This window comes from Roseovarius lutimaris (assembly GCF_900115165.1).
In the GTDB taxonomy this organism is placed as follows: domain Bacteria; phylum Pseudomonadota; class Alphaproteobacteria; order Rhodobacterales; family Rhodobacteraceae; genus Roseovarius; species Roseovarius lutimaris.
Genome location: NZ_FOVP01000004.1, coordinates 151,196 through 177,436, shown reverse-complemented (window position 1 = coordinate 177,436; position 26,241 = coordinate 151,196). Strand labels below are relative to the sequence as shown.

Annotated in this window: 24 protein-coding genes; 10 read left to right on the top strand and 14 right to left on the bottom strand. The window is 61.8% G+C overall.

From position 1 onward, the window contains the following. Positions 1-7 precede the first annotated feature (7 nt). The 6 genes from BMZ91_RS05090 to BMZ91_RS05065 all read right to left on the bottom strand — a co-directional run bounded on the left by BMZ91_RS05090 (position 8) and on the right by BMZ91_RS05065 (position 6,229). Entirely contained in the window at positions 8-475 is a 468-nt protein-coding gene (locus tag BMZ91_RS05090; protein WP_092835543.1) for an Hsp20 family protein, read from the bottom strand. Positions 476-612: 137 nt separating this feature from the next. Next, on the bottom strand, positions 613-1,431 hold the full coding sequence (locus tag BMZ91_RS05085; protein ID WP_092835410.1) for a trypsin-like serine peptidase: 819 nt from the start codon (positions 1,429-1,431) through the stop codon (positions 613-615). Next, the gene (locus tag BMZ91_RS05080) at positions 1,428-2,234 is read right to left on the bottom strand and encodes a trypsin-like serine peptidase (protein WP_092835408.1); all 807 of its coding nucleotides are present in this window, start codon (positions 2,232-2,234) and stop codon (positions 1,428-1,430) included. The genes BMZ91_RS05085 and BMZ91_RS05080 overlap by 4 nt, the downstream gene beginning before the upstream one ends. Positions 2,235-2,295: 61 nt before the next feature. Beyond that, positions 2,296-3,618, bottom strand: a complete 1,323-nt coding sequence (glcF, locus tag BMZ91_RS05075; protein ID WP_092835406.1) for a glycolate oxidase subunit GlcF — start codon at positions 3,616-3,618, stop codon at positions 2,296-2,298. Positions 3,619-3,620: 2 nt separating this feature from the next. Then, positions 3,621-4,766, bottom strand: a complete 1,146-nt coding sequence (gene glcE, locus BMZ91_RS05070; protein ID WP_092835541.1) for a glycolate oxidase subunit GlcE — start codon at positions 4,764-4,766, stop codon at positions 3,621-3,623. Between the two features lie 23 nt (positions 4,767-4,789). Then, positions 4,790-6,229 (bottom strand): FAD-linked oxidase C-terminal domain-containing protein, encoded by a 1,440-nt coding sequence (locus tag BMZ91_RS05065; RefSeq protein WP_092835404.1) that lies wholly within the window; start codon positions 6,227-6,229, stop codon positions 4,790-4,792. Positions 6,230-6,312: 83 nt separating this feature from the next. Here BMZ91_RS05065 and BMZ91_RS05060 point away from each other — a divergent pair, with 83 nt between their 5' ends. Next, positions 6,313-7,032, top strand: a complete 720-nt coding sequence (locus tag BMZ91_RS05060) for a DUF599 domain-containing protein (RefSeq protein ID WP_092835402.1) — start codon at positions 6,313-6,315, stop codon at positions 7,030-7,032. A 36-nt stretch (positions 7,033-7,068) separates the two neighbouring features. Beyond that, positions 7,069-7,428, top strand: coding sequence for a hypothetical protein (locus BMZ91_RS05055; protein ID WP_092835400.1), 360 nt, complete (start codon positions 7,069-7,071; stop codon positions 7,426-7,428). Positions 7,429-7,462: 34 nt separating this feature from the next. On the opposite strand, the gene BMZ91_RS05050 is transcribed toward BMZ91_RS05055, so the two are convergent. The 4 genes from BMZ91_RS05050 to BMZ91_RS05035 are packed head-to-tail and all read right to left on the bottom strand — an operon-like array spanning position 7,463 to position 14,160. Next, complete coding sequence (locus BMZ91_RS05050; RefSeq protein WP_092835398.1) at positions 7,463-9,517, bottom strand: hypothetical protein; 2,055 nt, start codon at positions 9,515-9,517, stop codon at positions 7,463-7,465. Next, positions 9,514-12,273 (bottom strand): DUF4159 domain-containing protein, encoded by a 2,760-nt coding sequence (locus tag BMZ91_RS05045; protein WP_092835396.1) that lies wholly within the window; start codon positions 12,271-12,273, stop codon positions 9,514-9,516. Before BMZ91_RS05045 ends, BMZ91_RS05050 begins: the two co-directional genes overlap by 4 nt. After that, positions 12,270-13,151, bottom strand: coding sequence for a DUF58 domain-containing protein (locus BMZ91_RS05040; RefSeq protein ID WP_092835394.1), 882 nt, complete (start codon positions 13,149-13,151; stop codon positions 12,270-12,272). Before BMZ91_RS05040 ends, BMZ91_RS05045 begins: the two co-directional genes overlap by 4 nt. A 1-nt stretch (position 13,152) precedes the next feature. After that, a complete protein-coding gene (locus tag BMZ91_RS05035) occupies positions 13,153-14,160 on the bottom strand; it encodes an AAA family ATPase (RefSeq protein ID WP_092835392.1) in 1,008 nt (335 codons plus the stop codon). 69 nt (positions 14,161-14,229) lie between these two features. Between BMZ91_RS05035 and BMZ91_RS05030 the strand changes: the two genes are divergently transcribed. From BMZ91_RS05030 to BMZ91_RS05020, 3 genes are all read left to right on the top strand, one after another. Next, complete coding sequence (locus BMZ91_RS05030; RefSeq protein ID WP_092835539.1) at positions 14,230-14,817, top strand: DUF1285 domain-containing protein; 588 nt, start codon at positions 14,230-14,232, stop codon at positions 14,815-14,817. Positions 14,818-14,967: 150 nt separating this feature from the next. After that, a complete protein-coding gene (gene mscL, locus BMZ91_RS05025) occupies positions 14,968-15,381 on the top strand; it encodes a large conductance mechanosensitive channel protein MscL (RefSeq protein ID WP_092835389.1) in 414 nt (137 codons plus the stop codon). 107 nt (positions 15,382-15,488) lie between these two features. Further along, a complete protein-coding gene (locus tag BMZ91_RS05020; RefSeq protein WP_092835387.1) occupies positions 15,489-16,295 on the top strand; it encodes a mechanosensitive ion channel family protein in 807 nt (268 codons plus the stop codon). Positions 16,296-16,319: 24 nt separating this feature from the next. Here BMZ91_RS05020 and rlmH read toward each other — a convergent pair whose 3' ends face one another. The 3 genes from rlmH to BMZ91_RS05005 all read right to left on the bottom strand — a co-directional run bounded on the left by rlmH (position 16,320) and on the right by BMZ91_RS05005 (position 18,677). Continuing rightward, complete coding sequence (rlmH, locus tag BMZ91_RS05015) at positions 16,320-16,790, bottom strand: 23S rRNA (pseudouridine(1915)-N(3))-methyltransferase RlmH (RefSeq protein WP_092835385.1); 471 nt, start codon at positions 16,788-16,790, stop codon at positions 16,320-16,322. Continuing rightward, on the bottom strand, positions 16,791-17,168 hold the full coding sequence (gene rsfS / locus BMZ91_RS05010) for a ribosome silencing factor (protein WP_092835537.1): 378 nt from the start codon (positions 17,166-17,168) through the stop codon (positions 16,791-16,793). It lies immediately after the preceding gene. Positions 17,169-17,351: 183 nt separating this feature from the next. After that, entirely contained in the window at positions 17,352-18,677 is a 1,326-nt protein-coding gene (locus tag BMZ91_RS05005; RefSeq protein ID WP_092835383.1) for a mechanosensitive ion channel family protein, read from the bottom strand. A gap of 97 nt (positions 18,678-18,774) precedes the next feature. Between BMZ91_RS05005 and BMZ91_RS05000 the strand changes: the two genes are divergently transcribed. The 3 genes from BMZ91_RS05000 (at position 18,775) to BMZ91_RS04990 (ending at position 21,999) form a co-directional block, all read left to right on the top strand. Continuing rightward, positions 18,775-19,704, top strand: coding sequence for a histone deacetylase family protein (locus BMZ91_RS05000; RefSeq protein ID WP_092835381.1), 930 nt, complete (start codon positions 18,775-18,777; stop codon positions 19,702-19,704). 25 nt (positions 19,705-19,729) lie between these two features. Continuing rightward, complete coding sequence (locus tag BMZ91_RS04995) at positions 19,730-20,902, top strand: MFS transporter (RefSeq protein ID WP_092835536.1); 1,173 nt, start codon at positions 19,730-19,732, stop codon at positions 20,900-20,902. A 74-nt stretch (positions 20,903-20,976) separates the two neighbouring features. Next, on the top strand, positions 20,977-21,999 hold the full coding sequence (locus BMZ91_RS04990) for an aspartate-semialdehyde dehydrogenase (protein WP_092835379.1): 1,023 nt from the start codon (positions 20,977-20,979) through the stop codon (positions 21,997-21,999). Here the strand turns inward: BMZ91_RS04990 and BMZ91_RS04985 are convergent. Next, positions 21,996-22,478, bottom strand: a complete 483-nt coding sequence (locus BMZ91_RS04985; protein WP_245736210.1) for a hypothetical protein — start codon at positions 22,476-22,478, stop codon at positions 21,996-21,998. The genes BMZ91_RS04990 and BMZ91_RS04985 overlap by 4 nt on opposite strands. Positions 22,479-22,612: 134 nt before the next feature. Here BMZ91_RS04985 and BMZ91_RS04980 point away from each other — a divergent pair, with 134 nt between their 5' ends. Then, positions 22,613-24,250, top strand: coding sequence for a DUF4139 domain-containing protein (locus BMZ91_RS04980; RefSeq protein WP_092835377.1), 1,638 nt, complete (start codon positions 22,613-22,615; stop codon positions 24,248-24,250). Between the two features lie 86 nt (positions 24,251-24,336). Beyond that, the gene (locus BMZ91_RS04975) at positions 24,337-26,235 is read left to right on the top strand and encodes a cadherin-like domain-containing protein (protein ID WP_245736209.1); all 1,899 of its coding nucleotides are present in this window, start codon (positions 24,337-24,339) and stop codon (positions 26,233-26,235) included. Positions 26,236-26,241 lie beyond the last annotated feature (6 nt).

The window sequence follows — 26,241 nt, the reverse complement described above, 5'->3', positions numbered from 1 at the left end:
GATGGGATCAGTTGACGCTTTTAGCGTCGACCACATCCTGCTTGACGGCTTCGCCACTGGCGATCTCAATCTGGCGGGGCTTGAGCGCTTCGGGCATTTCGCGCACCAACTCGATATGCAGCATGCCATCGGCATGGGTGGCGCCGGTCACGCGCACATGATCGGCAAGCTGAAAGCGGCGCTCAAAGGCGCGCGTGGCAATACCGCGATGCAGATAGGTGCGGGCGTCGTCATCCTCGGCCTTGCGGGCCGAGACCACAAGCGCGCGGTCTTTCACCTCAACCGACAGATCGCGACCGGAAAATCCGGCGACGGCGATCGAAATGCGATAAGCATCATCGGCGGTCTTCTCGATGTTATAGGGGGGATATGTCGGTTGGGCGACATCGCTTGATAGAACGCGGTCCATCATATCCGCGATCTGGTCAAAGCCGACAGTGGCCCGGTAAAGCGGGGCAAGGTCAAAATTTCGCATGGTCATCCTCCATTGAGCGATACCTGATTGGTGCCTTCCCTGATGGGACAGGCGTTTGATCCACCCGGCCCGCGAGGCGGCGCCGGATGTCTATAATGTGGGGGGCGTATTTTGTTGTTTCAAGACCCGCAGCGCGATCAGGGTTTGGCGAATTTCGCGCCCGAGGCGCGCCGGTCGGTGCCGACATCGATCCGGCGGAACCCCGTGTTCGCCGGGGTTACCGGGGCGGTTGCGCGCAAGTCGCGTTTCAGATCTTTGACAAGGACCGGCAGATCCATCCCGTAGGCGACCTTGTCTTTGGCTTGCCAGTTACCGCCACTGATCAGCGACAGAATTCGCGCCCGGCCGCCATCGCGGGCAAATACCGGCGCGCCGGACGAGCCGAAGATCACGTTGCAATCAAACGCCATGATCCCCTTGGCGCGCCAGGTCAGGCCGCAATCGCGTTGCCACGACGGGGCCTTTTCGCGGTTTGCCCCATAGGACACGACGCTGACGCGCTGTCCTTTTGTGCCGCCGCCATTCAGAACGAAAGGCGCGGCAACGGCGCTTTGGATCGGTTTGGCAAGTTCCAGCAGGGCGACATCGCGGCGAATATTGTCGGCGGTCACGCCGGCGTCCGGGTCATAGCCCTTGATCGCGGCATAACGGGCCACGCCGCGCTCGGCGACGACGACGCCGTCGCGCAGCCCGGCGCGAAAGCGCAATGTGCGGGCATCAACGGGTTTGCCCGCGCGGTCATAGACGCAATGCGCGGCGGTCAGAACCTGATCGGGGGCGATCAGAACGCCGGTGCAAAAGCCGGAGGTTCCGATGTCGATCCGGCCAACGGCCTCCCATCCGAAAAGATCGTCCCGATCGGTCAGGCGGATCAACCCGCTGGTTTCGGCCAGTGCGCCGGTGCCCGGCAAACCCGCCGCCAGGATAAACGGTAGAAGGGCGCGAAACACTCTCATGGCTTCAAGAACTTGGCGCCCATCTCGCGGTTTGTACCGCTGGTGAACATCTTCGGTGCGGCATCCTGAAACACGCCTTGGCCGGCGTCCAGCGCGGCGCGCAGCACGCGCAGGGGATCAACAAGCTGTGTGCCAAGCGACACCTTGCGCCCGTCCACCTCGGCCATGGCAGAGACAACCGACACGATTCGCGGGGTGCCGCCCTCAAAGCTAAAGATTGGCGCGCCGGACGATCCGAAATTGACATCACAGGACATCACCAGAACCCCCTGCTGGCGGGCCAGAACCTCGCATATATTCTGAAGCGAGGGCGCCTCGGCGCGGTCCTTGCCATAGCTGACCACGCCGATCCGCTGACCCTTGCGGGGGCGTTCGTCGGTTTCAAACGGGGTCACGCGGGTGTTCTTGATCGGATGATGCAACTCCAGAAGCGCCACATCGTTGCGCACGCGGTCGGCCGTTACGCCATTGGCGAAATCATAGTCGGGATGCGTCACCGCGCGCCGCACCGACCGATAGGCCGCAGCGCGCCCATTGCGCCAGCCTGCCATGAACTCGATCCGTGCCGGATCAATGCGTTTGCCACTTGCCTTGTCATAAAGGCAATGTGCCGCCGTGAGCACCAGATCGGGCGCGACCAGAGACCCGGTGCAAAACCCTTTGCCGGCCAACTCAAGGCGGCCAACGGCCTCCCACTGGCGGGTGGCATCACCGGTATCCAAACGTTCAAGACGGCTGTCCTGTGCCCAAGCGCCATTCGCAAACAACAAGATCGACAGCGAAAGAGATATCGTGCGCAGCATGGGCCCTCCGAAAATGGAATACCGGCGGATTAACATCCGTTTGAGGCCAAAATAGGGCGCATTACCGTAGAATGGGAACCCCTGTCATGCCCTGTGCCGCGCGCTCCATCGCGGGCGGTTTAGGCCCGCCCGTGGCCCAATCCAAAAGCTCGACGGTATGCACAATCGGCACCCCTGTGGCCGAGCCGATCTGCATCATGCAGCCGATATTACCGGCCGCGATCACATCGGGGTTCTTGGCCTCAAGCGTGCGCACCTTGCGATCCTTGAGCTGTTTCGAGATTTCCGGCTGCATCAGGTTATAGGTGCCCGCCGAGCCACAGCACAGGTGGCTATCGGCCGGTTCAACCACGCCAAACCCGGCGCGTTTCAACAGGTCCTTGGGAAAGGTCTTGATCTGCTGGCCATGTTGCAGCGAGCAGGCCGCGTGATAGGCGACGGTCATCGCGGGCGCGCCGCCCGTCGGCAGGTCAAGCTGCATCAGAACCTCGGAGACGTCCATTGCAATCTCCGACACCCGCGCGGCATCTTTTGCCAGGGCGTCGTGGCGGAACATATGGCCGTAATCCTTGACCGTCGTGCCACAGCCCGAGGTGTTGATCACGATTGCATCAAGCCCGCCGCCATCCATTTCGCGCGCCCAGGCGCGGATGTTTCTGGCGGCGGTGCGGTGGCTTTCATCGGATTTGCCCATGTGATGGGTCAGGGCACCACAACACCCGGCCCCCTCGGCCACCACCACCTCGCAGCCAAGCCGCGTCAAAAGGCGGATTGTGGCATCGTTGATATCGGTATTCAGCGCCTTCTGCGCACAGCCCGTCATCAGCGCCACGCGCTTTTTGCGCGCGCCTTGCGGGGCAAAACTTTGCGGGTCGTCATTGCGGCTTACGGCGGGAACTTGCTTTGGCGCCATTTCAAGCATCGCGCGCAGACGTGCATCGGGCATCAGGCGCGCAAAGGGGCGACCGATCTTGGCCCCCAACAAGGCAAGACGAAACCGCGTCGGATAGGGCAGGATACGAGCGAGAATCCAGCGCAGGGCGCGGTCGCCAATCGGGCGCTTGTAGCGTTCTTCGATATATTCGCGTGCGTGATCAACAAGATGCATGTAATGCACCCCCGACGGGCAGGTCGTCATACAGGCCAGACAGGACAGGCAACGATCAATATGCTTGACCGTTTTCGCATCCGGCATGCGGTCGTTCTCCAACATGTCCTTGATCAGGTAAATTCGGCCTCGCGGGCTATCAAGCTCGTCGCCGAGCACCTGATAGGTGGGGCAGGTGGCGGTGCAGAACCCGCAATGCACGCAAGAGCGCAGAATCTCGTTCGCACGGGTGATCTTGGGGTCTTTTAGCTGCTCTGCGGTGAATTCGGTTTTCATATCTAAGCCGCCTGTCCTTCGGTCATCAGTCCGGGATTGAGAATTTGCCTTGGGTCGAATTTCCGGCGCAACCCATCCTGAAGTGCGGCCACGGCAGGCGATAGCGGCTGGAACGCGCCCTGAGACGGGGTGCCGCGGATAAGCGTGGCATGCCCGCCAACCTTTGCCACGGCGGCGCGGATGCTCCGAGCGTTTACGCCCGAGCCCTCTGGCGCCAAAAGCCAGATAAGACCGCCCCCCCAGTCGTAAAACGCCTCTGCCCCGGACAGTCTGGCCACGACACCCGGCGCGTCACTTGGCTTGACCGAGAGCCGCCAGACATCGCCGTCGCGCCCCTGAAACGGCACCACATCCCGGATATGCGCCCAGCCAGCAGCGGTTTTCTCAGGGTCGGTTTCCAGCGTGAATTCGCCAAAGTCAGCCAGAGATTTGCCCAACTCCCCTGCGCGATAGGCGACCGAGCTTTCGAAACCTTCCAGCCGGATCATTGTCACAGGCGCCCCGTCCTGACCCTTTTGCAGATGCGCCGCGCCGCTCACCTCAAAGGGCGAGCCGAGGGCGCGACTTAGCGCTGTGACCGCCCGGTCATCGCTCAACCCTTCGATCAGCATCACGCCGGTGGCACGCGGTTTTGGTAGCACCTTGAGCGAGATTTCGGTCAGCACGCCCAATGTGCCGTAGCTTCCCGCCATCAGCTTGACCAGATCATAGCCGGTGACATTCTTCATCACCCGGCCGCCATTCTTGATGATCTGTCCGCGTCCGTCGACAAAGCGCACGCCAAGCATGAAATCACGCGCCGCGCCGGATTGAATACGGCGCGGACCGCTGACATTGGCCGCTGCCACCCCGCCAATCGTCGGCGTGCCGGTTGTGCCCAAAAGGCCGCGGTGATCCATCGGTTCAAAGGCAAGACGCTGGCCCTCGGCGTCCAGCGCGGCCTCGATCTCGGCCACCGGCGTGCCTGCCCTGGCGACAAGCGTCAACGATCCGGGGTCATAAAGCTCGATCCCCGAAAGCGCACTTGTGCTCAGGACGGTGCCATTGGTCGGCATCCCGATGGGTCGTGTGCCGCCGCCCTGAATGCGCAGCGGCGCCTCGGTCTCGGCGACGATCCGGGCCAGATCGTCTTCGGTTTTTGGGGTCAGCATGTTGATAATCCTTTCGCCGGTCAGGCGGCCGCGTCGCGATGTGAGTCCGAGGACAAAAGTGGAAACACCTTGGCCGGATTGAGCAGCCATTTGGCGTCAAACACATCCTTGACCGCCATCTGCGCCTCAAGGTCGGCGGGGGCGTATTGGTGGGTCATCAGATCGCGTTTCTCGATACCGACGCCATGCTCGCCGGTCAGGCAACCGCCCACCTCGACACAGAGCTTGAGGATCTCGGCCCCGAGATCTTCACACAGCTCAAGATCGCCGGGCTTGTTGGCATCAAACAGGATCAGCGGGTGCATGTTGCCGTCGCCCGCGTGAAACACATTCGCCACATCAAGGCCGAATTCACGGCTCATCTCGCCGATGCGCCTAAGGACATGCGGCAGCTCGCTGACCGGGATCGTGCCATCAAGGCACATGTAATCGTTGATCTGCCCCATCGCCCCAAAGGCGGATTTGCGGCCAAGCCAGATCTTGGCGCTTTCTTCGGCTGACCGGCTCTGGCGCAGCTCGACCGGGTTGTGGCGGCGCGCGATCTCTTCGATCAGCGCAAGCTGTTCGTCGATTTCGGCGTCTGATCCTTCGACCTCGACGATCAAAAGCGCCTCGCACATCGGATAGCCAGCTTTGGCGAAATCCTCGGTCGCCTCGATGCAGGGACGGTCCATGAATTCGATCGCCACCGGCAGAACGCCGGCCTTGATGATATCGGACACACAGGCACCCGCAACTTCGTTGCTGTCAAAACCAATCAACACGGGCCGCGCGCCTTCGGGCTTGTGCAGGATGCGCAGGGTTGCCTCGGTGACAACGCCAAGCTGTCCCTCAGAGCCACAGATAAGCCCCAAAAGATCAAGCCCCTCGGCGTCAAGGAATGTGCCGCCGATTTCGGTCACTGTGCCATCCATAAGCACCATGGTGACCCCCATGAGGTTGTTGGTCGTCACCCCGTATTTCAGACAATGCGCGCCGCCCGAATTCATCGCGATATTGCCCGCGATGGCACAGGCAAGCTGCGATGACGGATCGGGGGCGTAGAAAAATCCGTTTTCCTCGACCGCGCCGGTCACACTCAGGTTGGTGCGCCCGGTCTGAACCTTGATAAAGCGGTTGTCATAATCGGTTTCAAGCACGTCACTCAGACGCGCAACCCCGAGAATAACGCTATCGGCGGTCGGCAAGGCCCCGCCTGCAAGCGAGGTGCCAGAGCCGCGCGGCACAACCGGCACGCCCATCTCATGACAAATCCGAAGCGCATCAGACACCTCTTTGGTGCTTGATGGCAGAACGGCAAGCAGGGGCGCGCATTTGTAAGCCGTCAAAGCGTCGCATTCGTAAACGCGGGTTTCCGACGGATCAGAAATTACCGCATCTTTTGGCATGACCTCATGCAAACGCTTGATGAGCTCCGCCTTGCGGGCGATGATTTCTGGCTTGGGGGTTGGCATTTCCATGATCGCACTCCCTATTATTGGTAATAAAATATAACCAATTTTTGCTTATGGCAAGTTAAACCTTCCGACGCTACTGTGCTATCATGTCATGGACCGATCTTTTCACACATTTCAACAGGCTTGATTTGGCGGCGCTTTTGCTGCTGTTCGGGTCATGGGCGTTTATCGGCTTGCTGATCGACAACGCGCCGAAAAGCTGGCCTTCCGTGTCGGGCCTGATGGCGCAATACCGGCGTGAATGGATGGTCGAGATGATCACGCGCGACCCGCGCATCTTCGACGCACATATTCTGGGCACTCTTCGACAGGGCACATCGTTTCTCGCCTCGGCAACCCTGATTGCGATTGGCGGGTCTCTGGCGCTTTTGGGGGATCTTGATCAGGTAATCGGCATCGCCGGCGATCTTACCCCCGGACAGGAACCTCTCGTTGTCTGGGAGGTCAAGATTCTGGTCATCCTGCTGTTTCTGGCCAATGCCTTTTTGAAATTCGTCTGGTCGAATCGGCTGTTTGGATATTGCGCCGTTCTGATGGCCGCCGTGCCGAATGACGCGAGCGACCCTCGCGCTCTGATTCGGGCGCGCAAGGCCGGAGAGATCAACATTACCGCCGCACGCGGGTTCAATCGCGGCCTGCGCTCGCTTTACTTTGCGCTCGCCACGGCGGCCTGGATCTTGGGATCAGAGGCGCTTTTGCTGGCAACGGCGGTGACCATCTTACTGCTGCTGCGCCGCGAATTTGCATCGCAGTCGCGCGCCGTTCTGATGCAGCCCGATACCGGCGACAGCCACACACAGTCGTGAGTGTCATTCCCGCAAGAATACGCTATATTACGCGCTATGAAACAGATCAGCCTTACCCTAACCGCGCTTGTTCTGGCCTCTGCGGCTATGGCGAGCGATCCTGAAGTGCTTGACGTCAAAGTCGGAAAATCGGGCATGGCCTGGCGTGTGGATGTAACGGTCGAGCATCCCGATACCGGCTGGGACCACTATGTCGATGGGTGGGAGGTGCTGGATAAAGACGGCAATCGCCTTGGCTATCGGGTTCTGCATCACCCGCATGTCAACGAACAGCCCTTTACCCGGTCATTGACCAGCCTGACCCTGCCGGACGGCACGCGAGAGATTTTCGTGAAAGCGCATTGTTCGGTCGATGGCTGGTCAGGCGAGGCCGTGCGGGTCGAACTTAAACCATAAGCGAAACGACCTGTGAGGGCAGGTGATGCCTCGGCTAGCGTCGCCCCTCGCGCAGCCATCCCGACAGAATCAATCCTGACACCAACAGCAGGGTAAGCCATGCCGGCAAAAGCGGCATCTGGCTCACGCTGCGGGTTTCATAGGCGTCGCGCGGCGTGATTCCGATCCAGCCGCGCCCGGCGGCGGGGCGGCCTGTGCGCACCTCGCGAATGCCCGGCACACCATCGGCAAGCGCGCGAACGCCGCCGTTTGTCCCGCTGATCAGCGGTTGCAGGGCCTCGGCGCTGGCGATGGTCTGTTCAAACTCCACCGGTGCAGCTGGCCCAAGACCGATCACCGCGTTCTGATCGTCGTTTTCCAGGCGGTAAAGCCCGATTTCCGGCCCGTCATAGACAAGCTCGAACCGCCCCGGCGATACCTCTGTCATCTCGCGTTCAATCACCTCGCCCGACGGGGTGGTGATGCTGAGCGCGCCGACCCTGTCGTCAAGCGAGCGGCGGATGACCCGCATCTGCTGGCCGGTGGCCTCGGCCCAAAGCGCCTCTTCCTCAAGTTCGGGTTCCTTCATCATCCAATGCGCGAGACGCCGCAACAGTTCAAGCTGCGGCCCGCCGCCTTCAAACCCGCGGCCCCAAAGCCAGGCGTGATCCGAGGCCAATAGCGCGACGCGCCCCTCGCCAACCCGGTCAAGCAGCAACAGCGGCCGATCCCCCACGCCCGACATTACCACATCGCCAGAGGTCTGGCTGACCTCGATCTGGCGCATCCAGCGGCCCCAATCACCCGCCTCGGCACCCTCGGCCTGCAAGCCTGCGGTCACCGGATGGCGGCGGCCAAGATCGCTCACCCTGGGGCGATAGCCTTCTTCGACCACCCGCGCGGTGGGGCGGGCGGGAACGATTTGCTCGAAAGGTCCGCGATAGATGCTTTCGGCGCCGGCAAAATCCGGCCCTGCCGCAAACAGCACCGCGCCGCCGTTTTCGACATACTGGCGGATATTGTCGAGATAGATCGACGGCAGGATACCGCGCCGCCGGTAGCGATCAAAGATGATCAAATCGAAATCATCGACCTTTTCCAAAAACAATTCGCGCGTCGGAAAGGCGATAAGCGACAGTTCCCGCACCGGCACGCCGTCCTGTTTTTCCGGTGGCCGCAGGATGGTGAAATGCACAAGATCAACCGAGCTGTCGGATTTTAGAAGGTTGCGCCATGTCCGCGTGCCGGGGTGCGGCTGACCCGACACCAAAAGCACGCTCAGGCGATCGCGCACGCCATTGATCTGGACCAGCGCGGTGTTGTTGCGATCCGTAAGTTCGCCCTCGGCGGCGGGCGTGGTGAATTGCAGAACGTTGCGCCCGCCATGCGGAAGGATCAGCGGCAAATCAATTGTCTGTCCCAGGGCCACCTCAAAGCGGCGCGGTTCATCCCCATCGACCGAGATATCAAGCGGCACACTTGTTACGCCCGGCGGACCGGCCCCTTCATCGGTGATGGTCAGGGTCATGCGCACCTCTTCGCCCAGGATGGCAAAGGCGGGGGCATTCTCGATCCGCAAACGGCGATCCCAATCGCCCGCGCGCCCGGTATGCAAAAGATGCATCGGCGCAGGCAGGGGTGGCGCGCGATCAGCATCGTGCAAACGCCCATCCGACAGCAGGATCACACCGGCAATCCGGCCCTGCGGCTCTTCGGCCATGGCCTGGGCCAGTTCGGTCATCATCTGGGTGCCGCCATTGTCGGGCGCATCGGGCACACGGATGCGGCGCACCTCGGTGTTGTCGCGCGCCTCAAGCCGCGCCTCCAGTGTATCGGCCGCCGAAGCGGTCATGGCGGCGCGATCCGCCAGCCCCTGACTGGCGCTCTCATCCTCGACGATCATCACGATATCCGACAGCGGCGCGCGGTCTTCCTGTTGATAAACCGGCCCCATCAGGGCCCCGAGAATGACCAGCCCGGCAAGCGCGCGAAACGCCCAGCCCGACAAGCCGCGCCAGATGGCAAGCGCAAGCCCGGCGGCCAGAAGGCCACCAAGTACCGCAATCAGCAGCACCGGCAAAAGTGGGTCAAAAATCAACGTCGCGGTCATTGGCTCAACCTATCAAGCAAGGCAGGCACATGCACCTGATCGGATTTGTAATTGCCGGTCAGCACATGCATCACAAGGTTGACACCAAAGCGATAGGCCAGCTCGCGCTGGCGTTCACCGGCATAGCCGCGCCCCACCGGAAAAAGCGGATCACCGCGTTCATTCACCGCCCAGGCCGAGGCCCAGTCGTTGCCGCCGATCACCACCGGCGTCACCCCGTCATTGAGGTTGCGAAACGGCATGCCCTCGACGCGTTCGGCGTCGGGGGGGGCCGCCTCAACCCAGACCGGACGGCCGCCGTGGCGGCCCGGAAAATCGGTCAACAGGTAAAAGGCGCGGGTCAGGACGTGATCGTCCGGCACCTGTTCCAGCGGCGGAATATCAAGCGGCGCGGCCAGACGTTGAAGCCGCGCCCCATTCGGCGAAGAGGCGCCGAACCCCGCCACATTGGCGTCGCGCGTGTCAAACAGGATAAGCCCGCCATTGCGCAGATATTCGTTCAGCTTCACATAGGCCTCGGCCGTGGGGGTCGGCTGATCCGGGGTAATCGGCCAATAAAGGATGGGATAAAACGCCAGGTCATCGGTTTCCAGATTAACGCTGATCGGGGCCGCAGGCTCGATCGAGGTGCGAAAATTAAGCACCCGGCCAAGCCCCGCAAGACCGGCGCGCGCCGCATCGTCAAGCGCGCGGTTGCCGGTGATGACATGCGCCAGCACCACCTCGGATGTGGCAAGGATCGCGCGATCGTCATCCTGAGCCTTTGCCCCGTGGGGCGCGCCGACAAGCCCAATGGTAAGCACAAGCCCCGCCGCCGCGCGCACCGGCCAGAGCCGCCCCGAGAGGGCAAGCGAGGCAGCGATATCGCCGATCAGCAGGATCAACGCCGTGGCCAGTAGCCATCCGCCCAACGGGAGCTCTGGCGCGCGCGCCAGTCCCTCGACCGGGATGCGCGCGGGCCATGCCATGGGGGTTAGCGTAGCTTCTGCCTCTACCACATTGCGGGCAATCCGCTGGTCCGGGCCGTCATAAAGACCGGGGGCAAGGTCAGGCCCAAGCGGCGCGGCAAGGATACGTTCGCCCGCCACACCCGGCAGCGTACCCGCATCGTTGAGCGCACCAAATCCGTCAAGCACCGCGACCGGCTGCCATGTGGTGCCCGCCAGCTCCGCCGCATCGGGCGGCGCCACGGCAGAAGAGACCGCAAGCCGCTCCAGCATCTGCACGAACAGCCCCGAGAGCGGCAGGCTTGACCATTCGGCATTGGCGGTGACGTGAAACAGCACGACCTGCCCGGCGCCGATCCGCTTGCGGGTGACCAGCGGGGTGCCATCGGTCAACTGTGCGATCACCCGTTCGGCCAGCACCGGGTCGGGCTGGGCCATGACCTGCGCGCTGACGCTGACATCGGCCGGGATCGAGAGGCCGTAAAACGGCGTAGCTTCGGCAAAGGGGGCGAGCGCCTTGGGTTCGCCCCAACTCATCGCGCCGCCGACCGTCCGCCCCCCGGCGCGCAGGCGCACCGGCATCAGCGGGGACTCTTCGTTGCGCGACACATCGCTTGCGGCAAGGCGTGGCCCGGCAAAGCGCAGCAAAAGCCCGCCTTCGGTGGTCCAGTCGAGAAGCGCGGCCTGTTCGGCACCCGAAAGCATTGCCACATCGGCCAGTATGATCACATCGGGATTGGCCGGCAAGATATCCATAAGCGCGCCATCCAGCAGGTCAGCGGTGGGGATCAGCGCCTGTTCAAGGTAGTGCAGCGGCGACAACAGCTCTAGCCCCTCGCGGTCATCGCGCCCGGCGATCATCGCCACCTCGCGCCGCTTGAGGCCATCATCGCCAAGCGTGACGGCCCCGGCATGGGTCTGTCCGGCGATCTCGAACCGGGTCAAGCGCGCGCGCAACTCGGGCGGCAGCGATAGCGCGCCCTGCGCCTCTGTCTCGCCGTCCTCGAACGTCATTGGCAGGCTGGCGAGAATGCGCGGCACGCCCGCGGGATCAAGGCCATGGGCGTTGACGATGATGTCGCGCGTCGGTCCCGGTTGCGCGCGCAGCGCTTGCAGATTGACCAGGCCATCGGCCAGCGTTGCCGGCTTGAGCGCCAGGATCGGTCGCGGGCTTTCGTGCGCGGTCACCGGGCCGCGCGCCTCCAGCGCGGTGAGAAGGTCCTCGCGGCCCGCGTGCATCAACCCGTCAGAAAACCAGCGGGTTTCGAACGCCGTCTCGCCCAGCAATCCGGCGGCTTCACTTAGCATCTCAGGCGTGATCGACCACGGCGCCGGGGCAAGGCCCGGCAGGCGGCTGCGCCAGCTTTCGGCGGCCTGAAACAGCGGTGCCTGCGGATCGCTCAGCTGCATCACGGCGGCAGGACGCCCGGCGCGCCCGGCCTCGGCCAGAAGGCTGTCGATCACGGCGATCTGTGCGGTCCAGTCGCGTGCGCTTGCCCAGCTATTATCAAGCAGGATCAAAAGTGGGTCGGTGGTGCGTGCCTCGCCCTCGTCGCGCGGATTAAGGACCGGCCCCGCCAGCCCGATAATCACCGCCGCCACCGCCAGCATCCGCAGCAGCAACAGCCACCAGGGTGTGCGGTCGGTGACGCTGTCTTCGTCCTTGAGGCCGAGCAAAAGCGCCACACCCGGAAACCGCCGCCGCACCGGGGCGGGCGGCACGGCGCGCAGGATAATCCAGAGGATCGGCAAGGCGGCGAGCGCCAACAGCAACCACGGCGCGGTGAAACCAAGCGGGCCAAGCATCATGCGCCCGCCCCCCCGTCAATCGCGCGGTAGAGCCATAACAGAGCCGATTGCGCGCTGTTGCCGGTATGGTGACAGCCATAGCGCCAGCCGGTGACAGAGCAAAGCGAGGCCAGTTCTGCCTTTCGCTCGGCGAGGCGTTCAAGATAGCGGTCACGCAGGTCACCCGCCTTGAGCGTCTCATGCGCCATGGTGCCACCGATGCTTTCGAATATCGTGCGCCCGGCATAGGGAAAGGCCTCTTCTGCCGGGTCGAGCACCTGATAGAGCACGCCGCGCACACCGCGATCCGCCGCCGCCGTCAGAGCGCCGCGCAGGCCGCTGAGGTCGCCCATGAAGTCGGAGATCAGGATCGCGCGGCCATGCGGCAAAAGTCCGGCCATATCGGGGCTGGCGTAATCCTCGTCGCTGTCTTGCATCAGCGCCTCGGTCAGCCGCGCGATCTGCACCTGCCCACGTCGCGGCGGCAGGGCGCCGCCGGTCAGGCCAACACGTTCGCCGCCGCGAATAAGCAGGATCGCGCCGGCAAGCGCCAAAAGCCGCGCGCGGTCGGCCTTGTCGGGCAGGCCCGTGTCGCTGGCAAAGCGCATCGAGGCCGCCGGATCGACCCAAAGCATCACGCTTTGGGCGATCTGCCATTCCCGCTGGCGCACGAATTGCGCATCCGAGCGCCCCGAACGACGCCAGTCGATCATCCGGCGGCTATCCCCCGGCTGCACCGGGCGGTATTGCCAGAAATCATCGCCCTGACCGGCCCGGCGGCGGCCATGCTCGCCCAGCAACACGGCGCCGGCAAGATGCTCGGCCTGCGCCAAAAGTGGCGGCAGGCGGGCGGCCTCGGCCTCGGCCCGGGGGCGCAGAGAGGGGGCGGCGGCGTTCATCCTAGGCGGCAACCTTGACCTGGGCCACGTCGGCGACGGTGCGTGCGATCAGCGTGCTCAGGTTATCGCCGCGCGCCCGCGCCGCAAAGTTGAGCGCCATGCGGTGACCAAGCACCGATTGCGCCATCGCGGCCACATCGCCCGCATCCGGCGCAAGCCGTCCCTGTAGCATCGCGCGCGCCCGCACCGTCAGCATGAGCGCCTGCGCGGCACGCGGCCCCGGACCCCAGGCGACGGTCTCGCGCACGACCTCGCTTGCGCTTGGATCATCCGGGCGACAGGCGCGCACCAGATCAAGGATCACCTCCATCACAGCCTCGCCGACAGGCATCCGGCGCAGCATCTGCTGGGCGGCAATCAGATCGGCGGGCGCAAAGACGGCATGGGCCTCTTCCTCGGCGGCGCCGGTGGTGGCAAGCAAAATCGCGCGCTCTGTGTCGCGGTCGGGATAGGGCACCTCGATCTGAACCAGAAAACGATCAAGCTGGGCCTCGGGGAGAGGATAGGTGCCCTCTTGCTCAATCGGGTTCTGCGTGGCGAGCACGTGAAACGGCGGTGCGAGCGGGCGATTGGCGCCCGCGACGGTCACTTGGCGTTCCTGCATTGCCTGCAACAGGGCCGATTGGGTGCGCGGGCTGGCGCGGTTGATTTCATCGGCCATCAGAAGCTGGCAGAAAATCGGCCCTTCGATGAATTTGAACGCCCGGCTTCCGTTACTGGCGGTTTCAAGCACTTCGCTGCCGAGGATATCGGCCGGCATGAGGTCAGGGGTAAACTGCACCCGGTTGGTATTTAGCCCCATCACCGTGCCAAGGGTTTCCACAAGCCGCGTCTTGCCAAGCCCCGGCAGACCGATCAGCAAACCATGCCCGCCGCATAAAAGCGCCGACAGGGCCAGATCGACCACCTGGTCCTGACCGATAAAGCGCCGCGTAATCGAGGCCCGTGCCTGGGCAAGTTTGCCTTCAAGCGCCTCAAGACCGGCAAGCAGGTCGGTGTCATCGGTCATGGCAAAACTCCTGTCTGGACTATATCCTATGGGTAGAGTGTATCGCGCTAGAGAGAAATGGCAAAAGCAATGAGCAAAGAATCCATCACGTCCCCGTCAGCCGAAGGCATTGCCGCCTCTGCAAGGGCCGCCGGGGCCAAGGGGCGCGGACTTCCGCCTGTGCATTTGTGGAACCCGCCCTTTTCCGGCGATCTCGATATGCGAATCGCCCGCGATGGCACATGGTTTTACCTTGGCACCCCGATCACGCGGCCCGCCTTGGTGCGGCTGTTTTCCACCATCCTGCGGCGTGATGGTGACGAGTATTTTCTTGTCACACCGGTGGAAAAGGTCGGCATTACGGTCGATGACGCGCCGTTTGTCGCGATTGATTTTGAGGTCTCCGGCTATGGCGAAACCCAGAAACTACGCTTTGAAACCAATGTTGGCGATCATGTCACCGCAGGCCCAGACCACCCCATTCGCGTGACCCGCGACCCGGAAACGGGCGAGCCGTCGCCCTATGTTCTTGTGCGCGCCAATCTTGAGGCGCTGATTGATCGCAAAAGCTTTTACCGGCTGGTCGATATCGGCGCGCATCACGATGGCTGGTTCGGTGTCTGGTCTGCAGAGAGATTCTTTGGCGTGATCCCATCGGATGAATTGCCGCGTGACTAAGCCCGTTTGGAAGGTGCGTGAGGGGGACATGAGGCCGGTTTTTCCCCAAGAAACAAGACGTTTTCAGGCAATATTCTGCGCGTTCTGTGATATCGACGTCGTGCGAGCGGGCAGAATGATCCGCACCAGACAGTGTGAAAAGGGACAAACATGATTCAAGAGTTCAAAGATTTCATTGCCAAGGGCAATGTTATGGATATGGCGGTCGGTATTATCATCGGCGCGGCCTTTACCGCGATTGTCGGCTCGCTTGTGGCCGATCTTATAAACCCGATCATCAGCCTGTTCATGGGCGGGGTCGATTTCTCGGGGCTTTACGTGCTTCTGGGCTCGGGCGAATATGCCTCTATTGCCGCCGCAGAAGAGGCCGGCGCCGCCGTCTTTGCCTATGGCCGCTTTATCATGGCCGTGATCAACTTTTTGGTTATCGCATGGGTGGTGTTCATGCTGGTCAAGGCCGTCAACCGCGCCAAGCCAGAGGTCGAGGAAGCGCCCGTTGCTGATCCCGGCCCGTCCGAACTGGACATCCTGATCGAAATCCGCGATTCTCTGAAGAAGAAGTAAGCCACGGTTTATGGCGAAAGGGTCCGCGATCCAGCGGGCCCTTTTTCACGCCCGGCGTATGGCCAACGGGCCGCGCAGGTGGCCAATACCAGAAAGGAAACGCAGAAATGCAAGACATCATCGAACAACTAAGCGGATACGGTCCGATGATCATCAGCGCGGCCAAGGCCCTCGCGGTTCTCATCATCGGCTGGATGGCGGCCGGAATCATAAGCGGCATGGTGCGCCGTCGCGTCAACGCCAGTCGGCGGATCGACAATACCATCGGCAATTTCGCCGCCTCGATCGTGAAATGGGCGATTCTGGCGATGGTGCTTGTCGCGGTTCTTGGCATTTTCGGCATTCAGGCCACCAGCCTTGTGGCGGTGATGGGCGCGGCCACTCTGGCCATCGGCCTGGCGTTGCAGGGCACGCTCTCTGATCTTGCGGCGGGCTTCATGCTTGTGCTGTTTCGGCCCTACAAGTTGGGCCAATACGTTGAAATCGGCGGCACCTCCGGCACGGTGGTCGATCTTAACCTGTTTTTCACCGAGCTTTCGACGCCTGATAACGTGCAGATCATCCTGCCCAACGGTCAGGCCTGGGGCGCGGTTATCCGTAACTTTTCGCATCACGCGACGCGGCGGTGCGATCTGAGTTTCGGGATTGACTACGGCGATGATGCCGATCAGGCCATGCGGATCATCCTTGATCTGGCAAATGCCGACTCCCGCGTTCACGCCGACCCCGAGCCCTGGGTTCGGGTGGTGAACCTTGGCGATAGCAGTGTCGATCTCGGGGTGCGGCTCTGGTGTGATGCCGCTGATTACTGGGCGCTGAAATTTGACATGACCAAGGAGGTGAAAGAGGCGTTTGACAAGAATGGCGTGTCGATCCCCTATCCTCATCAGGTCGAAATTCAAAAGGCCGGTTAGGCGGCGGTCACGATCCGGGCAGCTTCAGACTCTGTGATAGGGGCTGCCCGCCAAAATTGAGGCCGCGCGATAAAGCTGTTCGCATAGCATCGCCCGTGCCAGCATATGCGGCCAGACCATGCGCCCGAACGACAGTCTGAAATCGGCGCGCTTGCGCAAATCGGGGGCGATGCCATCGGCGCCGCCGATCACAAAGGCAACGTCGCCACGCCCGCCGTCGCGCCAATCGCCAAGCAGGGTGGCAAACTCGGGCGAGCTTTGCAATTTTCCGCGCTCGTCCAGCGCCACGATTACCGATGATTTGGGAATGATCCGTTCCAGAAGGGTGGCCTCGGCCGACATACCGCCGCCCTTTTTATCCTCGACCTCATGCATCTGCGCAGGGCCAAGTCCAAGGGCGCGGCCGGTGCGATCAAACCGGACCAGATAGTCGTCGATAAGCGCGCGTTCCGGGCCGGTCCGCAACCGGCCCACCGCGCAAATGTGAACTCGCATTCAGACCTGAGAATCTGCCGTCTGCCCCGGGGTTTGTCCGGTCGGCAGCCACATCTTTTCAAGCTGATAGAATTCGCGCACTTCGGGGCGGAATACATGAACGATCACATCACCTGTGTCGATCAGCACCCAATCGCCGGTTCCCTTGCCTTCCATCCGCGACAGAATGCCGAAGTCCTGCTTCAGGCGATCCGTCAGCTTTTCAGCAATCGCAGACACCTGACGGGAGGATCGCCCCGAGCAGACGATCATGTAATCGCCAATCGCCGTTTTGCCGCGCAGGTCGATCTGCACCACATCTTCGGCCTTGTCGTCGGAAAGTGAAGAAAGAATCGCCGCAAGCTGCGTTTCGCTGTCTGCGGTCATGGCAGGCCCCATTGCAAGCGCCCCCTGTTCAGCGGCCTCGGCCGCATAGGTCGTAAAAGACAGGACATAGTCCTCCTTTGCTGCACACCGCAAAGCCCCGGTGCCGGGCTGTGATCATAAGGTAGCAAGCCAAAGATGATTTTTCAATGAACAGCAACCCCTTGATTGCCGAGCGCGCAAGAAAGTGCTGCAAATTTACCCGTCGTGTGGCATATCCCCGCCATTATCGCCAAGCATTCGCACCTCGCGCTGCGGGAAGGGAATGGAAATGTCATTTGCCTGGAACGCATCCCAGAGCGCCAGATAGACATTGCCGCGAATATTGGTCAGCCCGCCGGTCGGGTCATGAATCCAGAATCGCAGGATGTAATCGACACTGCTATCGCCAAAGCCGACGATGTGACAGACTGGCGGCTTGCTGCTTAGAACGCGATCAACGCTAGTGGCGGCCTCGATTGCGATCTTGCGCACCTTGTGGGGATCATCGCCGTAAGCCGTGCCAAAATAGATATCGAGCCGCACGAAATCGTTGGAATGCGACCAGTTCACCACCTGCCCGGTGATCAGATCCTCGTTCGGGATCAGGTACTCGCGCCCGTCGCGCGTGGTGATCGAGACATAGCGCGCGCCAAGGCTGTTGATCCAGCCAAAGGTCTCGCCAAGGCTGATGACATCACCGGGTTTGATCGACTTGTCGAGAAGGATGATGATGCCCGACACAAGGTTCGACACCACCTTTTGCAGACCAAAGCCAAGGCCCACGCCGATAGCACCCGAGAGCACGGCAAGCCCGGTCAGATCCACCCCGACAGTGCGCAGCCCGATAAAGAACGCGGCGCCATACAGTAAAACCTGCATGAACTTGACGACCAGCACCTGCATCGAAGGCGAAATATCGTCGTTCTTGCGCACCTGTGCAGAGGTGACAGTGGATATGAAACGCGCCAGCGCGAACAGGATGCCGATCACGATCACCGCCTGCACCAAAAGCCAGAGCGATAGCCGTGTCTCGCCGATCTCGAAGGCGGCGCTCTCCAGAATGGCCTGTGCCTCGTCGGTAAGGTTCAGGATACTGAGCGTGACCCATGTCCAGCTGACGTAACGCACCATCGAGCGTAGAAAGGTGTTGCGGATCAGGCGCGTGACAATCGCGATCACCAGCCAGGCAACTGCAAGGTTGCCCGCTACCGCAAGCAGATAGGATCGGCTTGGCCAGGTGGCTTCGCGCATGATCCAGACCAATGGCCAGATCATGATAATGAAAAACATAAGCCTTAGGCGCCGATGCAGCATCACCAGAATGCGCATCCGCCATATTGGCCAGCCTTCTCGTTCACGCATCCAGTCGCGGGCGAGCGGGCCGAAAATCTTCGCCATGATATGCGCGACGAGGAAGACTGAGAGCACGATCCCCACCTGATAGGCGTTCCAGGGCCGCATGAGCCCGGTCAGGAAAAGCTGCGCCTGTGCCCAGAGGCCAAGCGCGATTTCCTGTATGATGGTGATGGTGTCGCCTTCCATTATCCACCAGAGTGGCACGCGCCACGCCGCCTCACAAGCCTGCACTGGACAAGCCCGGCTTTTCAGGCTCTTTTCAGGTCCGAAACGGAGACGCACGATGACAACAGCCCTGATCACCCATCCCGATTGCCTTGGCCATGAAACGCCCGAAGGCCACCCCGAAAAGGTGGCGCGGCTTGAATATGTGCTCGCCGCGCTTGAGGGAAAGGACCTGAGCCGCGTCACCGCCCCGATGGTGGCCGAAGACGATCTGTTGCGCGTTCACCCCCATAGCCATGTCGAGGCAATCCGCGCGGCGGCGCCGATCTCTGGCATGGTACAGCTGGATGGCGACACCTATATGTCGCCCGGCTCGCTTGCGGCGGCGCATCGCGCCGCGGGCGGGGCCGTGCGGGCGGTTGATCTTGTGATGTCGGGGGAGGCGCAGAATGCCTTTGTTGCCACCCGCCCGCCGGGCCATCACGCCGAGCGCGAAACCACCATGGGGTTCTGCCTGTTCGGCAACATCGCGGTTGCGGCAAAATTTGCGCTCGATCATCACGGGCTGGACCGTGTGGCGATTGTGGATTTCGACGTGCATCACGGCAATGGCACGCAGGACCTGCTTGAGGATGATGCGCGCGCGCTGTTCGTCTCGTCGCATCAGTTTCCGCTTTGGCCCGGCACCGGCACCGCAGATGAAACCGGCCCGCATGACACGATCCTGAACCTGCCGCTTGCGCCGGGCACCGGTGGCGAGGGCTTTCGCAAGATCTATGAGGACAAGGTCTTTCCTGCCGTCGCCGCCTTCAAGCCGCAGCTTTTGCTGATCTCGGCCGGGTTTGACGCGCATCGCGATGACCCGCTTGCCGATCTGCGCCTGACCGAGGATGACTTTGCCTGGGTCACGGGGCGGCTTTGTGATCTGGCCGGTGACCTTTGCGGCGGGCGGATCGTGTCCTGTCTTGAGGGTGGCTATAACCTAATGGCGCTTGCCCAAAGCGCGGCAGCGCATGTTGATGTCCTGATTGCACGCGGCGCGGGCTGATTTTTCTCTTTTTGGGATGACGCTCATGCGCGCCGGTCTTGCCCTGCTGTGTCTGGCCTATGTGCTAAGCCAGTTCTTTCGCGCCTTTCTCGCGGTCCTGAGCGGCGTTCTTGAGCGCGATATCGGCACCACGCCGGATGATCTGGCCTTTGCCTCGGGGCTTTGGTTTCTGGCCTTTGCGGTGATGCAGATACCTGTCGGCTGGTCGCTTGACCGGTTTGGGCCACGGCGGACGGCGTCGGTGCTTTTGCTGGTGGGCGGGGCAGGGGGCGCGGCGCTTTTTGCCATGGCCACAAGCCCCCTGCACATCAGTATCGCGATGCTTTTGATCGGGGTCGGATGTGCGCCGGTTCTGATGGCGTCCTATTACATTTTTGCGCGCCAGTTCCCGCCTGCGAAATTCGCCACCCTTGCGGCGCTGATGCTTGGGGTTGGGTCGGTCGGTAATCTGGTGGCCTCTTACCCGATGGCATGGGCCGCCGAAACGCTTGGCTGGCGCGCGGCACTGTTCGCATTGGCGGGCGTGTCGGGCGTTGTGGCGTTTGGTATTCTCGCCCTGGTGCGTGACCCTGAGGCGCTGACCGGTGATACGCGCGGCTCGGTTCTTGATCTGTTGAAGCTGCCGGTGCTTTGGGCGATTGTGCCATTGATGTTCGTGGCCTATGTGCCCTCTGCCGCCCTGCGCGGGCTTTGGGCGGGGCCATATCTGCGCGATGTCTTTGGTCTGGATACCGGACAGGTGGGGCAGGCCACCCTTGTCATGGGCGTCGCGATGATCGCCGGAACGCTATGCTACGGGCCGCTTGATCGCATGTTCAACACCCGCAAATGGGTGATCTTTGGCGGCAACCTGATCAATGCGCTTGTGCTTTTGGTAATGGTTTCGATGCCCGATCACAATCTGGCGCTGTCGATTGCCATGCTGGCGGTTGTGGGCTTTTTCGGCGCCTCTTTCCCGGTGATCATTGCCCATGGCCGGGCGTTTTTCCCAGCTCACCTTGCCGGGCGCGGTGTGACCCTTTTGAACCTTTTTGGCATTGGCGGCGTGGGCGTGGCGCAATTCGCCTCTGGTCCCTTGCACAGCGCCGCCTCGGCCAGTGGCGCGCTTGCGGGCTATACCGCGATTTTCCTGCTGTTCGCGGTCGCTCTGGGGGTGGGGCTGGTGATTTACCTCTTTAGCCGCGACAGTATGAACTGATCCCGCCCCCTTTCACCTTCTGTGCGGACGCGATATGACGCCCCGGCAACCCCCGAACCTGGAGATTGATCAAAATGGGTTACAAAATCGCCGTCGTCGGCGCCACAGGCAATGTGGGCCGCGAAATGCTGAATATTCTGGCCGAGCGCCATTTTCCTGTCGATGAGATCGTGGCCCTCGCAAGCCGTCGCTCTCTCGGCTCCGAAGTCAGCTTTGGCGACCGGACCCTGACGACCAAGGATCTGGACACGTTCGATTTCACCGGCTGGGATATCGCTCTGTTTGCTGTCGGTTCTGACGCGACCAAGATCTATGCGCCCAAAGCGGCCAAGGCGGGCTGTATCGTGATCGATAACTCGTCTCTCTATCGCTATGATCCCGACGTGCCGCTGGTGGTTCCCGAAGTGAACCCCGAGGCGGTTCTGGGCTATGCCAAGAAGAATATCATTGCCAACCCCAACTGTTCGACCGCGCAGATGGTTGTGGCGCTCAAGCCATTGCATGATCGCGCGCGCATCAAGCGCGTCGTGGTCTCGACCTATCAGTCGGTCTCGGGGGCGGGCAAAGAGGGAATTGACGAGCTTTGGGATCAGACCAAGTCTATCTACAACCCGACCGACGATAAACCCGCAAAGAAATTCACCAAGCAGATCGCGTTCAACGTGATCCCGCATATTGATGTCTTCCTTGAGGACGGCCAGACTAAAGAAGAATGGAAAATGGTCGCCGAAACGAAAAAAATTGTCGATCCCTCGATCAAGGTGACCGCCACCTGCGTGCGCGTGCCGGTCTTTGTCGGTCATGCCGAGGCGATCAACATCGAGTTCGAGGATCACCTTGATGAGGCCGAGGCCCGCGATATCCTACGCGAGGCACCCGGCATCATGGTGATCGACAAGCGCGAAGACGGTGGCTATGTCACCCCGGTCGAATGTGTCGGTGATTTCGCCACTTTCATCAGCCGTATCCGTCAGGATCCGACGATTGATAACGGCATCAACCTGTGGTGCGTCAGCGACAACCTGCGCAAGGGCGCGGCGTTGAACGCGGTGCAGATCGCCGAAACACTGGGGCAGCGGGTGCTGAAAAAAGGTTAATCGTCGTTTCCAGACCCCTCTATCACACTATCATCGGGCGCATCTTCGGAGGCGCCCGTTTGCGTTTTTTCGGCCGCACTTATCCTGTCGAACAGCCACCTGTGCCCATGACCGGGGAAGGGTGTGTGAAAGCGCCGCATCAGGCGGGAATAGCTAAAGCCAAGCTCGGACGCCTTGCAGATGCGCCGATCCGCAGGCCAGTCATGCAAGGCAAGCCCCCCTCCGGCGGCGCGCAATACATAGCCCTTGCTTCTCAGGCGCGCCTGCAGATCTTGCCAATCGCCCGCCTCGGCCAGATCGCCCGCGAGGCGCGCACGTAAGGGCGCGACGAGCCGCTCATCCGCCCTGACAGGCGGCCTCGCATTTTGCGCCCTTGCGATTTCGCGCGCCAATAGATCGCGGATCATTTGCCCTAGCGTGATATCACGCTCTGACGCGATCCGCGCCGCTGCGTGTAACATTTCGTCATGCATTTTCATCTCGACGCGTTCCATGGCTCTGATGAAAGCCCATCCGGGTAAACAAGGCGTAAATCCGCACAAATCGCCAGCCCGCGCTTGCACTTGCGTCGCGCCAGCGGGATGATCCTTTCATGTTTTCAGGAGTGATCCCCATGCGTGCGCTATATTTCGCCCTTCCGTTCATGCTTTTCGCCCCGGCGCTTCATGCCGAGGAAATCGCGCTTAACAGCCGGGTCAGCGCGGTGACCCTTTACCCGCAGGGCGCGACGGTGACCCGGCAGGTGCCGTTTTCCATCCCCGCAGGCCAGCATGATCTGATCCTTGCCGACCTGCCGCAAAACACGCCGCTTGCCGCGATCCGGGTTGCGGTCACCGGGGCGCAAATGGGCGGGGTGACAACCCGTAATGATTACGTGCCGCCGCGCGATGCCAGTGAACTGCCCGCCTTGATCGCCGCCCGCGCCGAGGTCGAGCGGCTGGAAGAGGCCCTGCGCAAGGCCCGCGCCGATGTCGAGGATATCGCGCTTGAGGCCGAGGCCGCTCGCGCCCGCATCGCTTTTCTTGCCGAAATCGGACAGGGCGACGGCGTTGCCGCGCTTGGGGTTGATGCGCTGCGCGAACTTTCAACGATGATCGGGTCCGAAACTCTCGCCGCGCGGCGTGCCGCCACCGATGCCACCCGCCGCGCCGAAACCGCCGAGCGTGGACTCAAGGATAGGATCGAGGCGCTGGAGGATGCGCAAAGGGCCCTCGCGGCGCTTGTTCCCGAAGACAAGGCGCGCGCGATGCTGGCCGTGGCGGTTGCCTCGGATCAACCGGCGACAGGCACACTGAGTGTGACCTACACCATCAACGATGCCGGATGGCAGCCGCTTTACGATCTGCATCTGGCGCGCGACACTGGTGAGCTTCGGCTGGAACGCGGCGCCTTTGTCCAGCAATACACCGGCGAAAACTGGCGCGATGTGGCGCTTACCCTATCGACGCTGCGCCCCTCGGCCCAGAGCGAACCCGGCCAGATCTGGCCCTGGATTCCGCGCATCGAAGACCCGGACGACATCCGCCCCAAATCGCGCCAGCTTGAACGCGCCGATGGCGCGCTGATGCAAATGGCCGAACCGGTGATGGAGGCCGCCGCCCCCGCGCGCATCGAGGCCGATGCACAGTTTGACGGGTTGTCAGTCACCTATACCTATCCCGAACCGATCTCGGTCAGCACCGGCGCGGACCGCGTGCGCCTGTCGCTCGGCACGCTTGCCACCACTGCCGACGTGGTGGCGCAGGCCGTGCCGATGGTCGATCAGACCGCCTTTGTCATGGCGCGGCTGACCAACGATACGGGCGAATTGATCCTGCCCACGTCAGAGGCGCGGTTCTATCTCGATGGCCGCTATGTCGGGCAGCGCTGGATTGATCTTGTCCCGGCCGGGGGCAAGGTCGATTGGTCCTTTGGCGCAATCGAGGGCCTGCGGCTGACGCGGCTTGTGCGTGATCGCAACGAGGGGGATCGTGGCATTATCTCCAAATCCAACGAAATGACCGAAACGGTCGAGATCAGTGTTGAAAACCTGACCGATGCCGCCTGGCCCCTGCGGGTTCTCGATCGTGTGCCGCAATCGGATCAGGAATACCTTGAGATCACATGGTCGGCCAAGCCCCAGCCGAGCGAGCGTGATGTCGAGGGCCAGCGCGGAATTCTGGCCTGGGAATTTGCCCTGCCGCCGGGTCAGACGCAGGACATCATTCTTACCCACGCGTTGAAATGGCCCGCCGGTCAGGTTTTGCGCTAAGCTATCCATGCGCGGCGACACCTTTCCCGTCGCCGCGCCTTGCCTGTTTCCAGACGCCATTATTTCCTCAATCACCGGATTTCCCGATGCCACACATGAAAACCCCCGGCGTCTATATCGTCGAGAAAAACGCTTTTCCCAATTCCGTGGTTGAGGTTGCCACTGCCGTACCTGCCTTTATCGGGCACACCCAAACGGCGATGAATGGCACCAAGCCCTTGCAGGATACCCCGTGGCGCATTTCTTCTATGGCAGAGTTTCACCGTTTTTTCGGTTTCGCCCCGATGCCGCTTTTTGACATCAAACCAACTGCGGCCCCGCCCGATCCTTCCCCGCTTGGCGATGCGGGAAAAAACAATGCCCCCGCCTTGCCCCGCATTCCTGTCACTTCCGCCCAAGAGCTTATCCAGACCACCCCCGCCTACTGTCTTTACACCGCCATGCGGCACTTTTTTCAGAACGGCGGCGGGCCTTGTTATGTCACCTCTGTCGGGGACTACGATGATCCCTTCGACGCGGCCAAAATGATCGCCGCCATCACCAGTCTTGAAAAAGAACCCGAGCCGACGTTGCTGGTAATCCCCGAAACCACCCGTCTGCCCCGCGCCGACGCGACAAAGGTTCAGCAGGCGATGCTCGCCCATTGCGGCGAGGAAATGCGCAACCGCTTTGCCATCCTCGATATCTCTTCCGGCTACCTTCCCCGGACCAGCCCCCTTGGCGATCCGGTCGCGATGTTTCGCAAAGATATCGGCGTCAACTGGCTGGATTACGGGGCGGCTTATTATCCCTGGCTCAACACGACCATCTGGCAGGACCGCGATTTCACTTTTGACAACATCAACGCCGATAGCCACGCCGAGTTGCGCAAGCTCTTGTCGGTGGCGGTCAGCAACGACGTGGCGATCACCGCAGAAATCAACAAAATCGGCGCGCCGGACCTCTCAGGCGATTTCACAATCAACGTCCCGCTCGGCGGGCATACAATCCTGACTCCTGCGGATATCTCCGCGACCGATGACACCAGCACCGCCGCCGACCTGCGCTTTGAAATCCTTGACACCGGTCAGATGCCCGGCGCTTTGGTCACCACCGGCACCGATACCGCCCTGAGCGGTTTTACCCAACAAGAGCTGAATGACGGCGCGGTCAGCTTTGCCCATGACAAAGACGCCGCCACGACCGGCCAGTTCGAGGTGATCGTCACCGACAAGAACGGACTTGCCACCCTTTCGCGTCGGGTTCTTGTTGTAGCCGGGGATCAGGCCGTGCCAACTCCGGATATGCAGGGCAAACTGGATAGCGACGCGCATGACTCCGGGGCGCGCCGACAGACACTTGACAAAACCCTTCGCGCCCTTTGCCCGGCATACGCTGATATTACCCGCGCTATCGCCACCGGCATGAACACCCTGCCGCCCGGCGCTGCCATGGCCGGGATCTATACCATGGTCGACACTTCGCGAGGTGTCTGGAAGGCGCCTGCCAATGTCTCGCTCAGCTCTGTCACCTCACCAACCGTCGCGATCAATCACGACCAACAGGAAAACCTCAACGTTTCTACCACCGGCAAATCCATCAATGCGATCCGTCCTTTTGTCGGCGAAGGCACGCTTGTCTGGGGCGCGCGCACGCTTGACGGTAACTCGCTTGACTGGCGCTATATCCCGGTGCGCCGCACCATGATCATGATCGAGGAAAGCATCAAACTGGCCGTCAAGGCCTATGCGTTTGAACCCAACAGCGCCAACACCTGGGTCACCATCCGTGCGATGATCGAAAACTTCCTGACCGGTATCTGGAAACAGGGTGGTCTGGCCGGGGCGGTGCCCGCCGATGCCTTCAGCGTTAATGTCGGTCTTGGTGACACCATGACGCCCGAGGATGTATTGGAAGGTATCTTGCGGATCACAGTTATGGCGGCACTCACCCGCCCTGCCGAATTTATCGTAATCACGGTTTCGCAGCAGATGCAGAAATCCTGACGGCCC